General features: G+C 42.8%; 16 protein-coding genes. 8 read left to right on the top strand and 8 right to left on the bottom strand.

The features are described from left to right. Positions 1-80 precede the first annotated feature (80 nt). Complete coding sequence (locus tag L4C54_RS06745) at positions 81-866, bottom strand: hypothetical protein (protein ID WP_428807569.1); 786 nt, start codon at positions 864-866, stop codon at positions 81-83. Between the two features lie 624 nt (positions 867-1,490). Here L4C54_RS06745 and L4C54_RS06740 point away from each other — a divergent pair. Continuing rightward, positions 1,491-2,984, top strand: coding sequence for a DUF1214 domain-containing protein (locus tag L4C54_RS06740; protein WP_428807568.1), 1,494 nt, complete (start codon positions 1,491-1,493; stop codon positions 2,982-2,984). Positions 2,985-3,077: 93 nt separating this feature from the next. On the opposite strand, the gene L4C54_RS06735 is transcribed toward L4C54_RS06740, so the two are convergent. Further along, a complete protein-coding gene (locus tag L4C54_RS06735; protein WP_428807567.1) occupies positions 3,078-4,727 on the bottom strand; it encodes an SgrR family transcriptional regulator in 1,650 nt (549 codons plus the stop codon). 132 nt (positions 4,728-4,859) lie between these two features. Here L4C54_RS06735 and L4C54_RS06730 point away from each other — a divergent pair, with 132 nt between their 5' ends. Beyond that, a complete protein-coding gene (locus L4C54_RS06730) occupies positions 4,860-5,423 on the top strand; it encodes a porin family protein (RefSeq protein ID WP_428807566.1) in 564 nt (187 codons plus the stop codon). A 54-nt stretch (positions 5,424-5,477) separates the two neighbouring features. Continuing rightward, positions 5,478-6,230: a YadA C-terminal domain-containing protein gene (locus tag L4C54_RS06725; RefSeq protein WP_428807565.1), complete on the top strand. Its 753-nt coding sequence runs from the start codon at positions 5,478-5,480 to the stop codon at positions 6,228-6,230. Between the two features lie 135 nt (positions 6,231-6,365). On the opposite strand, the gene L4C54_RS06720 is transcribed toward L4C54_RS06725, so the two are convergent. The 6 genes from L4C54_RS06720 to L4C54_RS06695 all read right to left on the bottom strand — a co-directional run bounded on the left by L4C54_RS06720 (position 6,366) and on the right by L4C54_RS06695 (position 14,251). Beyond that, the gene (locus L4C54_RS06720; RefSeq protein ID WP_428799963.1) at positions 6,366-6,581 is read right to left on the bottom strand and encodes a hypothetical protein; all 216 of its coding nucleotides are present in this window, start codon (positions 6,579-6,581) and stop codon (positions 6,366-6,368) included. A gap of 197 nt (positions 6,582-6,778) precedes the next feature. Then, positions 6,779-8,113 carry a guanine deaminase gene (gene guaD, locus L4C54_RS06715; RefSeq protein WP_428807564.1) on the bottom strand — a complete coding sequence of 445 codons (1,335 nt, stop codon included), beginning with the start codon at positions 8,111-8,113 and terminating at the stop codon, positions 6,779-6,781. A gap of 45 nt (positions 8,114-8,158) precedes the next feature. Beyond that, positions 8,159-9,007: a xanthine dehydrogenase accessory protein XdhC gene (xdhC, locus tag L4C54_RS06710; RefSeq protein ID WP_428807949.1), complete on the bottom strand. Its 849-nt coding sequence runs from the start codon at positions 9,005-9,007 to the stop codon at positions 8,159-8,161. 260 nt (positions 9,008-9,267) lie between these two features. Next, the gene (gene xdhB / locus L4C54_RS06705) at positions 9,268-11,655 is read right to left on the bottom strand and encodes a xanthine dehydrogenase molybdopterin binding subunit (protein WP_428807563.1); all 2,388 of its coding nucleotides are present in this window, start codon (positions 11,653-11,655) and stop codon (positions 9,268-9,270) included. Then, positions 11,648-13,093: a xanthine dehydrogenase small subunit gene (gene xdhA / locus L4C54_RS06700; protein WP_428807562.1), complete on the bottom strand. Its 1,446-nt coding sequence runs from the start codon at positions 13,091-13,093 to the stop codon at positions 11,648-11,650. Before xdhA ends, xdhB begins: the two co-directional genes overlap by 8 nt. 426 nt (positions 13,094-13,519) lie before the next feature. Further along, positions 13,520-14,251, bottom strand: coding sequence for a GntR family transcriptional regulator (locus L4C54_RS06695; RefSeq protein ID WP_428807561.1), 732 nt, complete (start codon positions 14,249-14,251; stop codon positions 13,520-13,522). 747 nt (positions 14,252-14,998) lie between these two features. Between L4C54_RS06695 and L4C54_RS06690 the strand changes: the two genes are divergently transcribed. The 5 genes from L4C54_RS06690 to L4C54_RS06670 are packed head-to-tail and all read left to right on the top strand — an operon-like array spanning position 14,999 to position 22,283. Then, on the top strand, positions 14,999-16,777 hold the full coding sequence (locus L4C54_RS06690; RefSeq protein WP_428807948.1) for an extracellular solute-binding protein: 1,779 nt from the start codon (positions 14,999-15,001) through the stop codon (positions 16,775-16,777). Between the two features lie 11 nt (positions 16,778-16,788). Continuing rightward, positions 16,789-17,877, top strand: a complete 1,089-nt coding sequence (locus tag L4C54_RS06685) for a microcin C ABC transporter permease YejB (RefSeq protein WP_428807560.1) — start codon at positions 16,789-16,791, stop codon at positions 17,875-17,877. Between the two features lies 1 nt (position 17,878). Continuing rightward, entirely contained in the window at positions 17,879-18,976 is a 1,098-nt protein-coding gene (locus tag L4C54_RS06680; protein ID WP_428807559.1) for an ABC transporter permease, read from the top strand. A gap of 2 nt (positions 18,977-18,978) precedes the next feature. Further along, a complete protein-coding gene (locus L4C54_RS06675; RefSeq protein WP_428807558.1) occupies positions 18,979-20,601 on the top strand; it encodes an ABC transporter ATP-binding protein in 1,623 nt (540 codons plus the stop codon). A 59-nt stretch (positions 20,602-20,660) separates the two neighbouring features. Further along, positions 20,661-22,283: a lipase/acyltransferase domain-containing protein gene (locus tag L4C54_RS06670; RefSeq protein ID WP_428807557.1), complete on the top strand. Its 1,623-nt coding sequence runs from the start codon at positions 20,661-20,663 to the stop codon at positions 22,281-22,283. Positions 22,284-22,299: the final 16 nt, after the last annotated feature.

The raw sequence follows: 22,299 nt of genomic DNA, 5'->3' as shown, positions 1-22,299 counted from the left end.
TTTCCATAACGAAATATCTATAACGAAGAAATCGCTGTTAATTCAGCGGTTTTTACATTAATGCCATTGTTCGTGTTATTTCAATGATTGACGGTATAGGCGTAGGTGGAATTAACACGCTCTAGAGAGATGGTTAAATCGCTGTTTTTTGACCATATCACGTTGAGATGAGATGAGGTAACCGGCTCTATATGCCCACTGGCCGATAGCTGCCCCGCTTCAACGATGTGACTGTTATTGTTAATGCATTGGGCAAGGATACTAGGCCATTGGTAGTGGCTATACCAAAGTGGATTATCAACGCGGCACTGGAACTCTTCAGTATTCTTGGTAGGCGATTCAATTTTTATTATGAACGTTTCTGGTTGGATAAGGGATTCCTCTAGAGACGCTATGCGGCCCACCTCAATGCGTTCATAGGCTTGAGTGTGAAGCACATTCACATAACCGGTTGTGGTTTCATTTTTTGTCCCGTCGTTGTTTTGGAAGGAATAAGTGATGAATGTGATCAAACAGTAGCTGGTGTCTTTAGTTAATCCGTCGATGATAAATTCTTTATCGCCAATAGGTGTTAAGGACTCTTGATAAATGGGAATTTGTATCGGGCTATTGCTATAGCACTCTTCAAAGTTGTCGCCTTCATAAACAGCGCTTACAAGCCTATACGCGGATAACCCACCGATCGAGTTGGCATTGAAGTGATAAAAAGGGCTTTCATATTCAGTAATCCAAGCGCTAATACTATTTGTAGATATGTTATTGACCGTTTGCAGGTGAAGATCAATATCGTTATCTGGAAGGTAGCTTGCGTTTATTGCGCTAACCCAAAGACATGCCACTGCTGCTGACCACGTTATCCATTTCATACGGCTTTCCTTGCTCAAGCGTTTCGCACTTATATCCGTATAAATGCGGCTTTGATGTTAATGCCTTGTTAATTAATTTAGGTGATCTGCATATGTAATTCAATGCGCATTATTCGAATAATTACTTTGTGTGAAATGGCTCACTGGTCAGCCAGTTCTTACGTTCTTTCTAATTTAGCTGTCGCTTTATGGTAAATCATGAGGGAGGGCATATTTATGTTTGGAAGGTGGTGGAATAAGTAGTTAACCCGTCGTTGTCCACAAAACGGTAAATTCGTTCAAAGCATAGGAGACCCCAAAAAAGGGAATAACGGTTATACCTAGTCATCGGATTATAGGGTGCTTAATATTGAATGCGAAGAGGGTGATGTTTGTTCCGGCTTTGCTGTTTTAATAATGATTGCTTGGTGAATAGCCAGCAGAAAAAAGTGAGAAGAATCAATGTTAACGAAAGCCATTGTTGTGGTTTGGATTGTGTTTATTTGTACTCACTCAGTCGGAAAATACACGCTGAATCGTCATCACACGATAAAAATAAATCAGCTTTGTAATAAAGCAAAAATGAAAACTTAAGCCCTACAAAATGATCTATTTGTTCGTAATTCCCTACATTTCGGAGTTGTTATGAAAAGATTACTGCTGGCCGCACTGGCTCTTTCTCCAACCGCATTTGCTTCCACTCAATATACTGAAGTTCCAGATAACATTACTACGCCAGACGAGGTCATTACCTCTGTAGGCACGTTTCATTTTACAGATGGAAACCCTGATCGGATCACAGTGGAACGAGCTTATGAATTGCTCGGTATTCAGCGTGCCTCTCAGGTGTTTTTAGAGCACATACCTTCTGCTTCTATCTATTCAATGATGGAAGGCTTTAAGAATATGGGGCAAGTTGAACCCAATCAAGTATTGCTGCTTGAAGATTTAATGGATGCCAAAAACATCTTTCTAACCGGTAATGCTGATACGGTTTATTTCTTTGCTCAATACAATGTAGAACAGTCGCCTGTTGAACTAACCATTCCACCGAATACCTTAGGCATGTTTAACGATGCTCGCTTTCAGTGGATGGAAGATGCAGGGCGCAGTGGGCCTGATAGAGGCAAAGGTGGCGTGTACGTAGTTGTTCCCCGTAATATCGATCTAGCAGAGCGAACCCAGCTCGCTAACCATTATGGCGAGTCGTATGTGATTACGTCACCATCGAACAACTTTGCGTTCATTAGCCGTGGATTTAAAGACCCACAAAGTGGAGAGCACCAAACGGCGGTTGAGAATATAAAAACGCATTTTAAAGCAAGGTACGTAAATGCCGAGCAGAAGCCTATGCAGTTTATAAACCCTAATGGCGTCTCGGTATCGACCATTCATGCGAATGACGAGCATTTCTACGTAGAGCTAAATGAAGTTATTCAAAGAGAGCCTAAAGAGCTTTATTCTGCTCACGAAAGAGGAGTGATGGAGCATATTGGTATCGTGAAAGGTGAACCAATGGACCAAGAAAAAGTAGATCTGGTACAAGCGGCAGCCGTTGCTAATGCACAAGCTCGATCGTTAACGTTACGCCCGCACTCCGATTTTTTCCAGTATGAAGGTAACCCACAATGGCACATTCCATTTAATCGAAATCCTAGTCACGATTACATGTCGAAAAAAGGTAATAAAGACTTTGACGCGCAGGTTTATTTTCATTATCCAGCAACCGCTGTCACTCCCGCAATGGCGCTGGACCTTATTGGTATTGGTTCAAAGTATGCGTTCGCCACCTACGACCATAACGGTGACAACTTTGATGGGGGAGAGCACTACGCAGTAACCATTCCAGCGAACGTTCCAGCAAAAGACTTTTGGTCGTTTGTTATCTACGATATCCAGACTCGCTCCATGCTACAAAACCCGATCAATAAGCCAGGCGTAGATGGATTTGTAGCACAGCCCAATGACGATGGTTCGTATACTGTCCATTTTGCACCTATACAGCCTGAAGGTGTAAACGAGGGTAATTGGATTCAGACGATACCGAATAAATCGTGGATGATCTTATTCCGTACTTATGGGCCATTAGAGCCTTGGTTTGATAAAACCTGGCGACTCGGTGATATTGTTAAACAATAGAATTTCAGAGACTTTAAGTCTGTAGAAAGTCGATAGCCAGTGATAAAACTGAATACGGCCAACGTGAGGAGCATTGGCCGTTCCGGATAGACGTTACGTTCTTCGGTCAAACCATATGTCTTTTAATGACATGACTCCACGCTTGTCCATATTCGTTCCATTTAACATCGCGTGGGTTTTAAACGTCACATGTTTGCGCCATAGGGGGAGGATTTTTATTTCATTAACGAGGAGTGATTCAATCTCATTGAGATGCGGGAGTAGGTTATGGGCTGAACCATCTTGCGAGGCTTTATCATCTAGCTCAACGAGTAATGTTTTTTGTTCTTGTTCCCCCAACGCCGAACGGCTCATATTGCTGACTAAAAGCCAGTAGAAGTAATCAAATGTGGTGTCATTTCCAAATAAAACGTCTTGAGAGCCAATATCTATCGCTTCAATCTCGGTGGAATCGACGTATTTTATACTCAACCCTTGCGCTTGTAACTGTTCAAATAGCTGACGAATATCATGACTAATTGAAGAATCAATCAAAACAGATCGTTTCGGCAATACTGGAACTGTCATTTCTTCCTCGACAATGACTTCGGTATGGCTGAGTAGACTGTAGGCTGGATCATTATTGGGAGTGTCTTTTAAAATCCTTTTAATATTTTGTTTTATCCAGGCTCTTTCTTCCATTGACAAAGAGGTTGAGTGTTGATGAAAGCAGAGGCATTCAGCACCTTCTAGTTCGCAATGTGTAAACTCATTGTCACTCTTCTTAGGTGAGCCATCATTGACCTGCTCTAAATGTCCGGAGGTTGGGTTTTCTTCTATATCTATAGCCCAGAAGTCCGCTTGTTCAATGATTCCACTATGAGAAAAGTAAGTTTGAAATTTACTTAAAGACCAATGATCTTTCTCACTATGTTGTAGTTGATAGGGGCCAGTTCCGAAGGGGATGGCTTCATTTTCTGGGTTATCAAGGAAAATAGCTGAGTGTATATCCGCGAGCGTATGAAGAAACAACGGGTCACTTTGAGAAAGTGTAATCTCTACCCATTGCATCCTTACTTCCACGTTCTCTACATGCCTGTAGAAAAGTGACGCTACGTTTGGCTGCTGAGCTCGTTCTAGAATATTGTTAGCCACATGCTGAGGGGTTAACAGCTCACCATTATGAAAATAGACATTGGGATGAATGCGAAAGAAGTAGGTATTCGCTTCGACATAAAACTGATGTGCCAAATGTGGAATAAACTTGTCTAAGTTACTGTCATAGGTGATTAAGGTGTCGAACATGGCTGTGACATAAAGCCCTGCATTGATATCGACCATATGCATAGGATGAAGCTTGGGTAACGTATAGGGCGTGAGAGAGATAAGCTTATCAAATGCCTCGTGTGTATCGTCAAGCCAATCGGAAAGTTTTACTTTGAAAACATGGGTATATTTGAATGTATCAGCGTATCTGTAAGCGTCTTCGATTTTCCCTTGAGAAACCATCTCTTTTAATTGCTCTGATAGAACGGAATGGAAACTCTGAATCACGGTTAATTTAGACAGATTGCCTCTGCCTCTTCCTGCCTGCCACTGAATCCATCCAACGCTGCTAAGCGTTTTCATTAACTTAGCGATATTACGAGTAGAGCAATAAAGTGCTTCGCTTAAGCGTTCTGTTGTGACTCTAGATTCCACTTGATAGCCATACAGATGTTCAATTTGTTTTAGTCTCTGCAAGAGAATGACGTTTACCGACATATCAATTTCTTCCTTTCATATTCGTCCCTTGAATAAAAGGTGAACTCAATCATGACGACTGTTCATTATTAAGTAAAGTTTTTCGCCGCATACTTCAACCATACCGAAACAAAAGATAAAAAGAGAAACATTATGAATAATCAAATCAAAGCAGTAACACTTATCGCACTTCTCGTTTCTGGTGGAGCAATGGCCGATATTCGTGACGAAACAAGCGGTGTATATGTTCAGGGTGGCGTCGCTGGAATGAATGTCGAGAGTCCGAAACTAAATGACCAGAAAGTAAACGGCGGCGCACTAACGGTTGGATACGACATCAACAAAATCGTGGGCGTATCTTTGTCAGTTCAAGGCGCGAGCGATGAAGACATTATATCTGCGAATCTAGACGGCTCAATGAATACACAGAAAATTGATGTTGGCGCGTCTCAGATTGGAACGGATATAGGTTATACCTTCAACATGAGTAACAGCATCACATTGAAACCTTACGTGTCAGCAGGTGTTGGAGCCACTAAATTAGAGAGAAATTTATCAGGCAATACTGAAACTCAAAAATCAGAAGCATTATTTGCTGGTGTTGGCGCAAAAATGACCGTTAAAAAACACTTCATCGTCTCTCTGGATCTTCGTCAACAAGGTAGCTCAGATGAGACAGCGAAAATATCCATGCTCCAAGCCGGCTACAAATTTTAAAGGTTGAGATTATTTCTTTGAACTATCAAAATAAATTTATTAAGTGAGAATTATATGAACGCACTAAAAGTAACCTTTGTAGTTTCATTGTTTGCACTAGCTATTGCTCCTTCTGTTTATGCCAAGTCAGGAAGTGATTACGACAGTTATTCACGGCTAAACGAGGTTGTGAAATCACAAGTACAAGTGAAGGATAATGCATTGGCAATTGAAACTAATGCTGCAACAACACTTAATGGGTTTGAGGCTGTAGCTCAAAGCCTTAAAGGTGTTGAAGATCGCATCGATTACGAGCGTAACGTAACAACTAAGGGGTTTGAGGCAACAAACCTTACACTTACTACAAATAACGCAAAACTATCAGGGCAACTAATTGAAACTCAGAATCACGAGCTTGAAACCCGTGGAATGGTAGAGACAAATAAAGCTGATGTCACGCTTAGTCATGGCTTGATTGCTACTAACATGACAGACATTGACCATAATGCTGACGGTGTAGCTAAAAACGCCGTGGGCGTTAAGAAAAATGCAGACGACATCGTCGATCTTCGCGCTAGCTTTGAACAGCAAGCTAAAAAACTTAACGGTGTCATGGCATCTAATCAAGCTGTTACAGCTGCACATCCTTACCTAGACCACGGTCAAGTATCTTCAGTTGGTGTTGGTATTGGCGCTGCTGATGGAGAAGGTGCTTTGTCTGTCGGTTATGCTCAACGTCTAAGTTCTAACTGGGTACTTGATGGTAACGTGGCAACCACTTCTGCTCACGATACATCAGTAGGAGTCGGCGCTTCATATGCTTGGTAATTACTCTCAGTTTAACAAACCGCCTCTATTGGCGGTTTTTCTATTTAGGGAGGGATTAGATAGGGAATTGGTGAAACGCAAAGGTGTGTTCAGTTCACAGGATTTAGGTAGAGCAGAGGTGTTTTCGACGTACGACTATGTAAACCGGCTATATATATGCAGAACAATCAATGTCAGCGTTATAACCAACCAGATTGCACTGAATCGAACAATGTATGGCCTTTGGTTTTCTTTATCGTAGAAAGTGAGGCTGATACCAGCCACCATAAATGGGTACAAGATGGATGTGATTACCAGTGTCGCTAGATAAACTGAGATTGCCATTGATGAATCTGAACCAAACTGCTCCATTGACGCCACCGAATAACCAAGTAATTGGTGATCATAATATATCAGCTGACTTTATAGGGTTATCGAACGAAATGGCTCTGTGAGACGATTCACACCTCAAATTGTAAATGAAAATTTCAAAGATGAGAATTGATTAGTAGATCAAAAAAACCGCTGATGAACAGCGGTTTTTGTTGGGTTTGGATTTGCTAGTTCAACTAGCTAACGAGCTTCTTTTGTTGTTCAAAATTCACATCGTAAGCTTTTTCACCAGCAATATAGGTTTCGCTGACTGTACGGTCATCACCCAAGCTCATAAGAACAAACAGTTTCTCTTCAAGCTTCTTCGCTTGCTGCATTCTGAAGCGCATGAGTTGAGTTGCGTCCATGTTAAGTACCACAAAATCGGCTTCTTTGCCTACTTCAAGGTTACCTATTTTGTCTTCAAGGTGAAGTGAACGTGCACCCCCCAACGTTGCTAAGAACAGCGACTTAATTGGGTGAAGCTTCTCTTGTTGAAGCTGCATGATTTTATACGCTTCGCTCATAGTTTGTAGAATAGAGAAACTGGTTCCCGCGCCCACATCCGTTCCCATGCCGACACGAATACCATGCTCTTCCAGCTTTGGAAGTTTGAATAGACCCGAACCTAAGAATAGGTTTGAAGTTGGGCAGAACGAAATAGCAGAATCGGTCTCAGCAAGGCGTTTGCATTCACAATCAGACAAATGTATACCGTGTGCAAATACAGAACGTTTATGCAGCAAACCATAGTGGTCGTAAACATCAAGGTAGCTGTCACGCTCAGGGAATAAATCCAAAACCCACTCAATTTCTTTCTTGTTTTCAGAAAGGTGCGTGTGCATGTATACGTCAGGGTATTCTTCTAACAGTTTACCCACGGTAGCCAGTTGCTCTGGGGTGCTGGTTGGCGCAAAACGAGGTGTTACCGCGTAAAGTAAACGGCCTTTATTGTGCCATTTTTCGATCAGCTCTTTAGAATCGTCGTAACCTGACTCTGGCGTATCGACCAGGTAATCGGGTGCGTTACGATCCATGAGAACCTTACCCGCGATCATACGAACGTTACGTTTTTCTGCTTCTTCAAAAAAGACATCAACAGACTCTTTATGAACCGTACCAAATACCAGAGCTGTAGTAGTCCCGTTACTCGCTAATTCATCAAAGAATAGATTGGCGACTTTATGTGCGTAGATAGGGTTTTTAAAGCGACGCTCTTCTGGAAAGGTGTAGTTTTCTAGCCAATCCAATAATTGCTCCCCGTATGAGGCGATCATGCCCGTTTGAGGGTAGTGGATATGGGTATCGATAAAGCCTGAAGTGATGATTTTATCTTTGTACTCTTTAACTTGAAGCGTTTTTGGTTGGCGCTCAAGAACAGCGAGAGCATCGCCAATGTCAACCACGTGACCATTTTCTACGACTAGAATGCCATCTTCAAAGTATTCGTATGAATCTTCAATACCGACATCTTTAGGGTCAGCAATGCTGTGAAGAATGCTTGCGCGGTATGCTTTACGTTGAGTTGTCATTATTACTTCCTTTTAATCTCTCTAAAGACAATATGGCCTTTAGATCTAAGCGATTTTATTTTTTATATGAGATTCGCTTAGGCTGTTTTCACTGTGCATATCAGGGCGCTTTTGTTCAAGCGTCTGGCCTTGATAATGTGCGATTAGTTCACCCGCAACCGATACCGCGATTTCAGCAGGGTGTTTCCCAGTCACTGAACTGACGCCAATAGGGCAGATCATGGTATTAATTTGCTTTTGGCTGTAACCACGTTGCTCTAGTCGGTGGTCGAATTTTTTACGCTTAGTTAGTGATCCGATCATGCCAAAGTAACAACTGTCTTCACGGTTGATAATGGCTTTCGCTAAGTCGAAATCGAGCTGGTGGTTGTGTGTCATGACTAAGTAGTAGCTATTCGGTGGCATGTGTTTCACTTCGCCGACAGGGTCGTCAGAAACCAGTTTTTTCACGCCTAGAGGCAGTGTTTCTGGAAACTCTTCTTCGCGCTCGTCTATCCAAGTGACTCGGAACGGCAGGGTAGACACGATATGAAGCAACGCTTTGGCAACGTGTCCTGCGCCAAATAACACTAGGTGATTTTGTTGTGTACCAATGGGCTCGAAGCTTAGTGTCGCCATACCACCACAACACTGCCCCAAACGAGCACCAAGATTAAAACGCTCGACCTTCAGAGACTTCTCTCTGCCGATGAGCATTTCACGCGCCATTTTGGTCGCAATGTGTTCTAGGTGACCACCACCAATCGTGGCGATGAGTTTGTCACGTGTTACTAACATCTTAGTACCAGCATCACGTGGAACAGAGCCACGATCTTCAAGAACCGTCACCATGACGCAGGGTTCATAGCTCTCTTCTAACTTAGCTAATTCATGAATCCAATTATCCTTAAACATCATTACCTCCTAAAGCGATGCGACTATTCTCAATCTAATAAGAGTTAGGGAGTGGCCGACCTGCTGTATAGAGGGTGGACGAGCAGGTGACCACTGATACATTTCGTACTTGAAGGTGCAGCTTTGTTAACGGCGATTATTCGCCCCAATCACATAGGCTAGCTATGCTCATGGGGACTCATTCTCTTGTTGCCTCACTGCAACTCCAATTACTTTGGGTATATCTTTGTTTCTTTATATCTTTATTCTAAACCTTAACGCTAAGCCGTTTCAGACTTGCTGTTAACGGTTGCTGCTTGTGGCTTTGTTACTTCTTGCACTGCCATTAATACTCGTTCTGGTGTTGCTGGTGTATCCAGTTTCGGAATTGCGCCATCAATAGCGACAGAGGCTACTGCGTCTTTCAGAGCACTCCAAACTGACATGCCTAACATAAACGGTGGCTCACCAACAGCTTTTGAGTTAAACACTGTGTCTTCAGGGTTGCTGCGGTTTTCTAGTAAATGCGTTCTAAAGTCGATTGGCATATCAGCAATCGCTGGAATTTTGTAACTCGCAGGACCATTAGTCATTAATCGGCCTTGTTCGTTCCACACCAACTCTTCCGTTGTTAACCAACCCACACCTTGAATGAAGCCGCCTTCAATTTGGCCTATATCAATCGCTGGGTTAAGTGAAGCACCCACATCATGCAAGATATCAACGCGCAAGATTTTGTATTCACCGGTTAAGGTATCAATCACAACTTCTGAACACGATGCGCCGTAGGCGTAGTAGTAGAATGGGCGACCTCTTGCTTTCTCGTGATCGTAGAAGATCTTCGGAGTGCGGTAGAAGCCCGTGCTTGATAGTGAAATTTGGTTAAACCAAGCAAGCTCGACGAAAGAGTTGAAGCTCATGATTTCATCACGAATTTGAATCATGCCGTTTTTAAAGACCACCTCTTCTGGCGAAACTTTAAAGTGCGATGAAGCAAAGTCGATCAAGCGCTGCTTAATCGTTAGTGCGGCGTTCTGGGCTGCTTTACCGTTGAGGTCGGCGCCCGATGATGCTGCGGTTGGTGATGTGTTCGGTACTTTGTCTGTGTTGGCTGAGGTGATCTGGATACGTTCGACATCGACTTGAAACTCCTGTGCAACGATTTGCGCAACTTTGATGTTCAAACCTTGGCCCATTTCAGTACCACCATGGCTTAAATGAATACTGCCATCGGTGTAGATATGAATTAGAGCACCAGCTTGGTTCAAGAAAGTAGCGGTAAATGAAATACCAAACTTGACCGGTGTAAGCGCAAGACCTTTCTTAAGGATCGGGCTTGTCTTATTGAACTCAGCAATTTCTTTACGACGAGCGTGGTAGTCACTGCTTTGTTCTAGCTGTTCAGTGATTTCAGGAAGAAAGTTATCTTCTACTTTTTGGTAGTAGTGAGTAGTATCTCGGCCCTCTTCTCCGTAATAGTTCGCCTTACGAACTTCAAGAGGATCTTTTTTCAGGTAACGGGCAATTTCGTCCATGATATGTTCAATGGTCATCATGCCTTGTGGGCCACCAAAGCCGCGGTAGGCCGTGTTTGAGGCTGTATTCGTTTTACAGCGGTGACCCGTTACTGTTGCATCACCTAGGTAATAAGCGTTGTCTGAGTGGAACATAGCACGGTCAACGATTGAGCTTGAAAGATCAGGCGAGTAACCACAGTTACCGGTTACAACAATGTCAGCACCTTGAATAACGCCATCGTCATCAAAGCCTACTTTGTATTGGTTGTAGAACGGGTGACGTTTACCGGTTGTGCTCATGTCTTCATTACGCATCAAGCACATTTTGGTCGGGCGACCTGTTAATAGAGCGATGACCGCAGACATACAAGCTGGTGAAGCGGCTTGTGTTTCTTTGCCACCGAAACCACCACCCATGCGGCGCATATCAACAACAACTTTGTGCATTGGTACGCCAATAACTTCGGCAACCAGTTTTTGAACTTCAGTTGGGTTTTGCGTTGAAGTGTAGACAATCATGCCGCCATCTTCGGTCGGTACAACGCTGCTGCTTTGTGTTTCAAGATAGAAGTGCTCTTGACCGCCGACATCTAAGTCACCTTCGATAACGTGTTTTGCGCTCGCTAGTGCTTTGTCTGAATCGCCACGTTTTTGTTGGTGGCTTTCGGTAACAAAGCTTTTCTTAGCCAAAGCTTCTTTCACATCAAGAATAGGAGGGAGTGCTTCGTATTCGATGATGGCTGCTTGAGACGCTTTACGAGCAAGCTCAAGACTTGATGCTGCAACTGCGATGACCGGTTGACCGTAGTACTCGACCTTGCCATCAGCAAGAAGAGGATCGCCGGGTAAGATAGCGCCGATATCAAGCTGACCAGGAACATCGTCAGCTGTGATAGCAATTGCGACACCTTCAAATTCGTAACAAGGTGACACATCAATCTTGGTGATTTTCGCGTGCGCTTGAGTACTTAGGCGAGCGTAGACATGAAGCTGATTAGGGAACTCTAATCGGTCATCAATGTAGAGTGCTTCACCAGTCACTTGCATAGGGGCGCTATCGTGTTTCACGCTTTTGCCTACACCAGTTTTTAAATCCTGTTTAACTATGGCGAGCATTTCCTCGTGAGTCATAGTGTTGTGTGCGTTAGACATAAGACGTTACCCTTGTTTCGATTTGGTTATCTTTATTCTGCGTTTCAATAAAGTAGCGACGCAGCATGTTTGCAGCTGTTAACGAGCGATATTCTTGACTTGCTCTGAAGTCAGACAATGGTTCGAAATCGTTATTCATTTCCGCCATCGCTTCGTCGATATTCGCTGAATTCCACGCTTTTCCTAGCAATAAGTTTTCACAGCGCGTTGCACGTTTCGGTGTTGCAGCCATTCCGCCAAAAGCGATTCTTGCCGCGACAACCTTGCCGTCTTTCAGGGCGATGTTAAATGCGCCACATACTGCTGAAATATCATCGTCTAAACGTTTAGAGACTTTGTATGCTCTAAAGCTTGAATCAGTCGGTTTTGGAATGATGATCTGTTCAATAAACTCACTTGGTTGCTGTGCTGTAACCTTGTAGCTAATGAAGTACTCTTCAATTGGAATGATTCGAGTCTTTTCACCACAGCGAAGCTTAAGTTTTGCATCCAGAGCAATCAAAAGGGGCGGCGTGTCGCCAATGGGGGAGGCGTTAGCAACATTGCCGCCAATAGTCCCTTGATTACGTACTTGCAGCGAAGCAAAACGGTGTAATAGTTCACCAAAATCTGGGTAGTACTTGTGAAGAAGCGGGTATGCTTGGCTGATTGGAAGGTTTGCACCAATCAGAAGATCCGTGTCGGTTTCTTCGCAGGTCTTCATCTCTTCAACAAGGTTTACACTGATTAGTGTTTCAATCTCGCGGTGGAATTGAGTCACTTCCAGAGCCAAATCTGTACCACCAGCGACAAGCTTAGCTTGAGGGTGAGCAAGGTAAAGCTTGGCTAACTCATCAAGACTCTTTGGAGAGAAAGCGGTTAAGTGTCCATCGCGTAAGTTTGCATCTTGATCTTGAATGCTGACTAGTTTGTCGATAGTTACTCGTTCAAGCTCATTAAACTGGTCTAGAAGAGGCTTTTCGTTTGAAAGCGACAGCGCCGCATCAACAATCGGGCGGTAGCCTGTACAGCGACACAAATTACCTGCTAGTGATTCCATCACGTCTTCTTTGCTGGCATTTGGTGTTGTTTTACCTAGTGCAAACATTGACATGATAAAACCTGGAGTACAGTAACCACATTGTGAACCGTGGAAATCTACGACTGCTTGTTGAACGGGATGCAGTGATTTGTCTTTGTTTTGTAGATCTTCAACCGTAATTAACTGCTTGCCATGAAGTGCTGAAACAAAGGTAAGGCATGAGTTAACTGAACGATATTCGAGTTCGCCATTGACTAATTCACCCAATACAACGGTACAAGCCCCACAATCGCCTGAACCACAACCTTCCTTGGTACCTGTTTTATTAATCTTAGTGCGAAGATAGTTCAGCACCGTCATATTGGGAGACAAGTTTTCTTCTTGTCTGATTTCCTGATTGAGTAGAAAAGTAATCAAGAGACCTCCTTGTGCAATGACACATTTGTAGTTGAAATTATTTTCTGACCTTATGGTCAATAATTAGATAATCTGACCCAAAGGTCAACTAATTATTTACAATAATGCAACATTGCATTGTGTGCAATTTCACGTGCTGACTACAAAGGTATCGTAAGCTTATGTTTTTATGAACCTTTGTAGCCAAGATTAATTTACTCAATAGGAGCAAATTATTTACAGTTGTTACTTATAATTGTATGCAATTTTGAGGGGATTTCATGTGCGAAAGGAATAAATGAGTATCGAAGAAGGCGCTCTTAGATGAGTAGAGCTAAGTGGTTGAAGTTAGGATAGGTTTTTGGACTAGAGACAAAGGACCCTGCTGATGAGCGCCATCAGCAGGGTATATTAGATTGAATTATGTTTCGCTTTTAGCTTTAAGGCTTACTTACTTTTCAAAATATCGGAGAAAACCACGTGCAGATCGTTCGATGTAGAAGAGTTATCCAAATTAAGTTTCGAGCGAATATGATCCAAGTGCTCTTGCATCAACTCTGTGGCTTTTTCTACGTCACCTGACTCAATGGCATCGAGTAATATCGAGTGTTCATCAAGGGAACAATTTGAATGGCTGCCCGTTTCATATTGCGCGATTAGCAGCGATGTTTGAGAGACCAAGCTGCGTTGAAAAGCGAGCAACGGAGCGTTCTCAGCCATCTCAGCCAGTTTAATATGGAACTCACCAGAGAGACGTAAACCACTCCCATAGTCACCATGATCAAAAGCAGCGTTCTCTTTGGTTACCAGTTTACGACACTCGTCAATTTGGGCCTTAGTTGCGTTCTCGACCGCAAGCTCTGTGATAGCCAGTTCCATAATTTCACGTGCTTTGAAAATCTGCTTCGCTTCTTCTACCGTTGGCGCTGCAACCACAGCTCCACGGTTTGGTCGAATAACGACGACCTGTTCTAGCGAAAGTCTTAATAGAGCACGACGAATAATAGTACGGCTGACGCTGAAAATGTCGGCAAGGGCTTCTTCACTCAGCTTTGTCGCAGGTGGTAGCCTCTGTTCCAAAATGGCATCAAAGATATGACAGTAGACGACGTCATCTTGCGTCTGTCCTGCAACTTTGGTTTTAACGTTTTTACTGACTGAATTCTTAAGGCTTGTCATGTGTATTGATAACCAAGGAAATATTGATGTTATTAATAAACAATAATACTTCAGTTTGTATACAAAAGACCAGTGTCTGTTGCGATTTGCTTCTAACTCTTCGCAGAATTTTTGGATTGTATGACCAACCTGCCATAAGAGCAGGAATTTGCCCTGATTCTATAAGGCAATAGTGGATAATAATTACTACTTTTGGTTGAGATAGTAATGATCTAAGTAACGGGAATTGAAACTAATTTTTGAATTGGTGTCGTTACAAAAAAAGAATGCTTCATACTAGGTATGAAGCACAAGGAGATAGTAAGCCTTTCTTATTGTATATAGAGATGATGTATATAGGAGCCTGACGCTTAGTGAATTTTTTGCATTTTGTCTAACTCTTCAACTTTAGTAGTGATTCTATAAATAGCAAAAAAGAATTATTGCTATGCACTTGGTCTCACCCTGTTTTGTGATCTTTATTCAAGGCTTTGAGTTGTTTTCTTTTGTTAATCGCACTTTTATTTGCCGTCTGAGGTCATATTCCTTCTTGGGATGAAGCAATCAAGATTCAATTGGTGAAAGCGTTAAGAACAAATACTCGCATTGAATGAACTTGAGTATATACTTATCCAAGTAACTGAATTATTAATAGTATTTTGTATGCTCTCCGTAGTTGAGAGGATACATCGCATGAAGCACTATAAAAGCTATAAAAGGGAGCAGGGCATGCAGCAGCGAAAGCGTATCGTTTTAGGGTTAATTTTGATGATACTTGGCACAGGGGTACAAGCCAAAATTATCGAATCAACCAGTTTGGTTGGGTTTGGGGCAGCTAAGTACCCCGACAGCTTTACTCATTTTGATTACGTAAATCCTGATGCACCTAAAGTAGGTAAAGTTACCTTTGGTAAGGTAGGGACGTTCGATAACTTCAATCGCTTTGCCTCTCGTGGGGTAGCCGCTGCGAATACGGGTGAGTTGTACGACACATTAATGTATTCACCGAGTGACGAAATAGATTCCTACTATCCGCTAATCGCTTCTAAAGTTCGATATTCCGATGACTATAGCTGGCTTGAAATTGATATTAATCCAAAAGCCCGTTTCCACGATGGGAAGCCAATTACTGCGCACGATGTTGCGTTTACGTTTGAAAAATTCAGTACAGAAGGCGTTCCTCAATACCGCGTTTACTATAAAGATGTAAAATCAATCACCGCAGTTAGCGATTTAGTTGCCCGTATTGAAATGGAAACGCCCAATCGTGAAAAGTTGTTTAGCCTTGCGCAGGGCATGCGTGTCTTGCCGAAACATTTTTGGCAAGACAAAAACTTTTCAGAGCCACTTTCAGAGCCGCCAGTTGGCAGTGGCGCTTATCATGTGAAATCATTTAAATCTGGTCAAAGTGTTACGTATGAATTAGTCGATAACTATTGGGCGGCTGATTTGCCTGTTAATGTAGGCCGCAACAATTTTAAGCAAATGCAATATGACTATTACCGTGATGACACAGTTATGCTTGAAGCGTTCAAAGCGGGTGAATTCGATTTAAGACAAGAGAGTTCGGCTAAATTCTGGGCAAACTCATACACCGGCGCAAATTTTGATAAAGGTTTTATCAAAAAAGAAGAGATCCCACATCAAAGCCCTCAATCTACCCAAGCGTTTGTATTCAATACTCAACGAGATATCTTTAAAGATCCAAAAGTTCGTCAGGCACTAAACTACGCGATGGATTTTGAGTGGATGAATCGAAACATGTTTTATGGCCAATACACCCGAACTCGTAGTTACTTTCAAAACACCGATTACGAAGCAAAAGGCTTACCCTCAGCAGAAGAAGTCGCGTTGTTAACACCGTTTAAAGACAGTATTTCTCCTAATGTGTTTACTGATGAATATCAGCCACCTGTTACCGATGGTTCAGGACGAATTCGTAGTCAAATGAGAAAAGCATTTGCGCTATTGAAAGAAGCCGGGTGGGAGCTAAACAATAAAGTGATGACCAATGTAGAAACGGGTCAGCCTTTTGAATTTGAGATGCTTATCTACAGCCCAACCACTGAACGTATTGCGATACCAGTTCAAAAGAATATGACTCGTATGGGGATCACGATGAAGATCCGCACGATTGATACCACCCAGTACATTAAAAGATTACGTGATCGAGATTTTGATATGGTGTCGTCTGCGTACTCGTCGAACCCTTACCCAAGTCCAAACTTGATGATTGTTTGGAATTCGAACTACATTGATTCAACTTACAATACCGCAGGTGTTATGGAGCCAGTGGTTGATCATCTAACCAATGAAATCTCAGCGAATCAGCAAAACCCTGAGAAACTGCTGACGCTAGGTCGTGCTCTTGACCGCGTTTTACAGTGGAACTATTACATCATTCCTCAGTGGCACATCAGCCAACACCGTGTGGCCTCGTGGGATAAATTTGAAAGACCATCAACAATGCCAAGATATGACTTAGGTATTGATACGTGGTGGATTTCAGAAGAAAAAGCCGCCAAACTTCCTGAAAAACGTCGTTAATAGAGGCTTCAATGGCAGCATACATATTTAGGCGTTTACTATTGGTGATCCCCACCTTGTGGGCGATCATCACCATTAACTTCTTTATTATTCAAATAGCCCCTGGTGGTCCAGTTGAGCAGGCGATTGCTCAACTCGAAGGTCATAACTCAGGTATTATGGAGCGTTTTTCTGGTGGTGGTAACGAGGTTGAATTAACCAAGGGAGCAGATGACACCGCTTCTGGTTACAAGGGGTCGAGAGGTCTTGATCCTGAAGTTGTAGAAGAGATCAGGCGTCAATTTGGCTTTGATAAGCCGATTCACGTTCGCTACTTTGAAATGCTTAAAAACTACGCCACCTTTAATTTTGGCGAAAGTCTATTTAAAGGCGGCAATGTGATTGATCTCATTGTTGACCGTTTGCCCGTTTCGATTTCCCTTGGATTGTGGAGTACGTTAATCATCTATTTGATATCCATACCTTTGGGTATCATGAAAGCCATTCATCACGGCTCTCGATTTGATGTATGGTCGAGTGCGTTGGTCATCATTGGCTATGCTATTCCTGGCTTCCTGTTTGCGATCATCTTAATCATTGTTTTTGCTAGTGGTAATTACTTCAGCTGGTTCCCGTTAAGGGGTTTAGTTTCAAGTACGTTTGATCAAATGACCTGGTATCAGCAAATCCTTGATTACTTTTGGCACTTGGCTCTTCCAACTTTTGCAATGGTGATAGGCGGCTTTGCTACCTTAAGTATGCTGACCAAGAATTCGTTTTTGGATGAGATTAATAAGCAATATGTGGTGACGGCTCGTGCGAAAGGATTGGATGAGAATACCATTTTATACAAACACGTCTTTCGTAACGCTATGTTGATTATTATTGCCGGATTCCCAAGTGCATTCATTAGTATTTTCTTTACAGGTTCAATGCTGATTGAGGTGATGTTCTCACTTGAAGGTATCGGGCTGCTTGGTTTTGAATCGACCATACAGCGCGATTATCCAGTTGTATTTAGCTCGCTTTATATCATGACTCTGTTGGGACTAATCTTGAGTATTATTTCCGATCTAACTTACACGTGGGTTGACCCTCGAATTGATTTTGAGGCGCGCTAATATGTTGGAAGCACAAGAAAAAATGCAAAAAGTTCCGCAAGACACTCAAAAGGTAGGGATACTTAAAAAAGTAAGAAGTAATCCACTTAATCAAGCCAGATGGCTGCGATTCAAATCGAATAAACGTGGTTATTGGTCGTTGTGGGTTTTCAGCCTTCTGTTCATTGTTACCCTATTTGCGGAACTTATTGCCAATGATAAACCGCTGATGGTCAATTACGATAGTGGTTGGTATTTCCCTATTGCTCAGCAATACGCAGAAACAGAGTTTGGCGGCGAATTTGAAACGGAAGCGGACTATACCGATCCGTTTGTTACCGACTTGATTGAAGAGAAGGGCTACATTATTTGGCCTTTGATTCGATTTAGCTACGACACGATTAACTTTGATATTGGAGGGAGCGTTCCGTCTGCGCCAGATTCAGTTAACTTGTTGGGTACCGATGATAAAGGGCGTGATGTGTTAGCACGTATCATCTATGGCTTTAGAATCTCTGTTCTGTTTGGTTTTGTCTTGACCATTGTGTCGAGTATCGTCGGTGTTGCAGTGGGCGCGACACAAGGCTATTACGGTGGTTGGCTTGATCTTATTGGTCAGCGTTTTATAGAAGTTTGGTCTGGCATGCCGACACTGTTCTTATTAATTATCTTATCGAGTTTCGTGGAACCTAATTTTTGGTGGCTTCTGGGCATCATGGTGTTGTTTAGCTGGATGGGGTTAGTTGGGGTAGTACGTGCAGAGTTCTTACGCTGTCGAAACTTTGATTATGTTCGTGCGGCGCAAGCAATGGGCGTCGATGATAAGCGTATTATGCTTCGACATATGTTACCCAATGCCATGGTTGCCTCACTTACTATGATGCCATTTATCTTATCGGGATCGGTAACAACATTAACCTCGTTAGACTTTTTAGGTTTTGGTTTACCTGCAGGTTCTCCTTCATTGGGTGAGCTTCTTGCCCAAGGTAAAGCAAATCTACAAGCGCCTTGGCTTGGGATTTCTGCTTTTGTTGTCTTATCACTTATGTTAACGCTACTTGTCTTTGTCGGTGAAGCGGTACGTGATGCTTTTGACCCGCACGCAAATGGAGGCAGATAGTTATGATTCAGACAACTAAGACTCAGACAGGTACAACTCAAACGGTACTGACTATAAAAGATCTGTCGGTTGGTTTTGGCCGAAAAAACGAGATTGAACAAGTCACGACTAATGTTTCTTTGTCGATCAACAAAGGTGAAACTCTCGCGCTTGTAGGGGAAAGTGGCTCTGGGAAATCGGTCACAGCCAACTCAGTTCTAAAGCTGCTTCCAAGAGGCTCATCCCATTACCTTAACGGCAGTATTAATTTCAATGGAATTGATACTCTAAATTGCTCTGAACGAGAGTTGAGAGGGATCCGCGGTGGCCGAATTGGTATGATCTTCCAAGAGCCGATGGTCTCTTTGAACCCTTTGCATAAAATTGGCAGACAGCTCGTGGAAACACTCGCCATTCACCGAGGCATGCGCCAGAAAAAAGCAGAAGAGCTTGCGGTATCTTGGTTAGAAAAAGTAGGAATTCGACATCCAGAGCAAAAAATTTCAGCTTACCCTCATGAGCTTTCTGGTGGAGAACGTCAGCGAGTGATGATAGCGATGGCACTGATTAATGAGCCAGAGCTTTTGATTGCCGATGAGCCTACCACTGCATTGGATGTTTCGGTGCAAGCACAGATACTCGATCTATTGAAAGATTTGCAACAAGAGCTTGGTATGGCAATGCTGTTTATTACGCACGATCTCAGTATTGTACGCCGAATTGCAGATCGCGTTGCGGTGATGAAAGACGGTGAATTGGTTGAAGTGGGAGAGAGCCAAACGGTGTTCACTGAGCCTCAGCACCCATACACGATTAAACTGATTAACTCTGACCCTAGAGGTCTACCTGTTGAAGTGCCAGAAACAGCCAAGACTCTACTTGATGTAAAAAACCTGAGAGTCTGGTTTCCTATTACTGGCGGCTTATTCAAGCGAGTTGTTTCACATGTTAAAGCCGTTACTGATATGGCTTTTGAACTCAAGCAAGGCCACTCCATAGGGCTTGTTGGAGAAAGTGGCTCGGGTAAATCGACCACGGGTATGGCGATTTTAAAGCTAGTGAACTCACAAGGTTCTATCGCGTATGAAGGTAATGAACTGCAAGGTCTTAATCGACAACAGATGCTGCCCTTTCGAAGTAAAATGCAGGTCGTATTCCAAGACCCATTCTCTGCATTGAACCCGAGAATGTCAGTGGCTCAGGTTATTGGTGAAGGCTTGATTGTTCATCAAGAGCTTGATGAGCAAACACTGGATGATCTGATCTGCTCAGTCATGAAAGAGGTGGATTTGGATCCAGAGACTCGTTTTCGTTATCCCAATGAGTTTTCAGGCGGGCAAAGACAGCGTATCGCAATTGCGCGAGCGTTGATCCTAAAACCTGAATTCATTTTGCTTGATGAGCCGACATCATCACTAGATAGAACAGTGCAAGCGCAAGTATTGGATCTACTTAAATCATTACAGGAGAAGTATAACCTGACGTATCTATTTATCAGCCATGATCTCAATGTGGTCAAATCGTTATGCCATTACACGATTGTGATGAGAAACGGAGAGATAATCGAGCAAGGCGACACGCAGCAGATGTTCAGTCAGCCAACTCATAGCTATACACAGCAATTGGTGTCGCTATCTAGTTTTTAACTCGCATTGATCCAAGCGGACGATCTGCTACGCTGTATCATTATTTGTTTGGTGAATGTGTGAGGCAATTTGTTTTGGTTTGGCTACGTAATGTTATATCGGTTTGTTTTGCTCTGTTACTAACATCGTGCACTTATTTGCAATATTCAGCTATTCACACTGAATATGAGAAAATACAAAATTCAGATCCTAGTCAAGTAAATTTGAAGCACCTTTTAGACAATGATACCTATTTTGTCTGGGGCAAACCGATAGCTGAGTTAGGAAGTTACACTGCTGTTCCCATGGCCATTGCCGCTTACACGAGCCAGTTTAAAGAGCATGAACGAGTTGACACTATGTTCTTTACAGGAACAACGACTCATTATGCGCTCTCTCTTCCTGATGGGGTATATACGTTACTGATATATGCTGACATTAATGATGATCAGATATTTGACCCGAATGAAGTTGTAGGGCAAAAAGAACTCAAGCTAGGCTCTGCTCTGTATCCTGAAAAGTTGGCAAAAGATATCAATGTAGAACTGACCTTAAGCCATTTAATTCCTTGGGCCGAAACTATTCAGGCACCTGAAGCACCCGCATTGGAGTCGTCAGTCTATTACCCTGCAGGTGCTATCCGTCGTTTAGGCGACTCTATTTTTGATGAAAACATAGCCACGATGGGGATGTATGATCCTGCCTCGTTCATCGAAGTTGCCCCGACTATGTTTTATGCGTTAGAAGAAGATCAGGCACATAAAATTCCGGTCGTATTTGTCCACGGCATTGGTGGAAGTTCAAGATCGTTTGAAACCATCGTCGAACGAATGGATAAAGATCGCTATCAACCTTGGTTCTTCTATTATCCTTCTGGTGGTGATTTAGATCAGTTGGGTGACTTCTTTTACAATATATTTATATCAGGGGAAGTGGTTCTAAAGGGGGATATGCCCATTATCGTTGTGGCACATAGCATGGGAGGATTGATAGTTAGGGATGCGCTTAATCGATATGGTAGAGACGAAGATGAAAATAATGTAGGGCTGTTTGTCAGTATCGCGAGCCCATTTGGTGGTCACCCATCCGCTGCGCTCGGAGAAGAACATGGGTTATTAGTGTTGCCTGCTTGGCGAGATTTGAACCCAGCTAGTGAGTTCATCAATGACCTTTATAAAAATCCATTGCCCAAACGAATTAACCATCAACTTTATTACGCCTACAATAATTCCAGCGTTATCAAAATGGGTGAAAACAGCGATGGTGTCGTGCCACTCTCAAGTCAATTAAACCCAACGGCACAAAGACAGTCTCAAGGCCAGTTTGGCTTTAATAGTGATCATGTTGATATATTAAAAAATGAAGAGATGATTGTACGGCTGCTAATCGAAATGGAGTCGGTTGAGAATCCATTTCCTGAATCACATTTAAGCATATTGAATAATGGCGGCATTGATGTGGCGCTACCAGATACGTATAGCCCTGTAACCAAACAACTCATCGGTTATGCCGGTAAATATTTGGTTCTGCTGGTAAAGGGAGGTATCGAGCCGATTAGCGTAGAACAAGAGCGATTTATTCAAGCTGTAAGAGGAGACGTTACAGCAACGAGCGATCTCGAAATTAACTTTAAACGCTTTATGCAAGAGTACCAGCAGCAGGTTCGATTGGTTTTAGATGAACATGAGGCCAATCTGCAATAAAGTAGGGCGGTTGCTT

It is taken from the genome of Vibrio lamellibrachiae (assembly GCF_050337265.1).
In the GTDB taxonomy this organism is placed as follows: Bacteria; Pseudomonadota; Gammaproteobacteria; order Enterobacterales; family Vibrionaceae; genus Vibrio; species Vibrio kyushuensis.
This window is presented reverse-complemented; position numbering and strand designations above follow the sequence as displayed.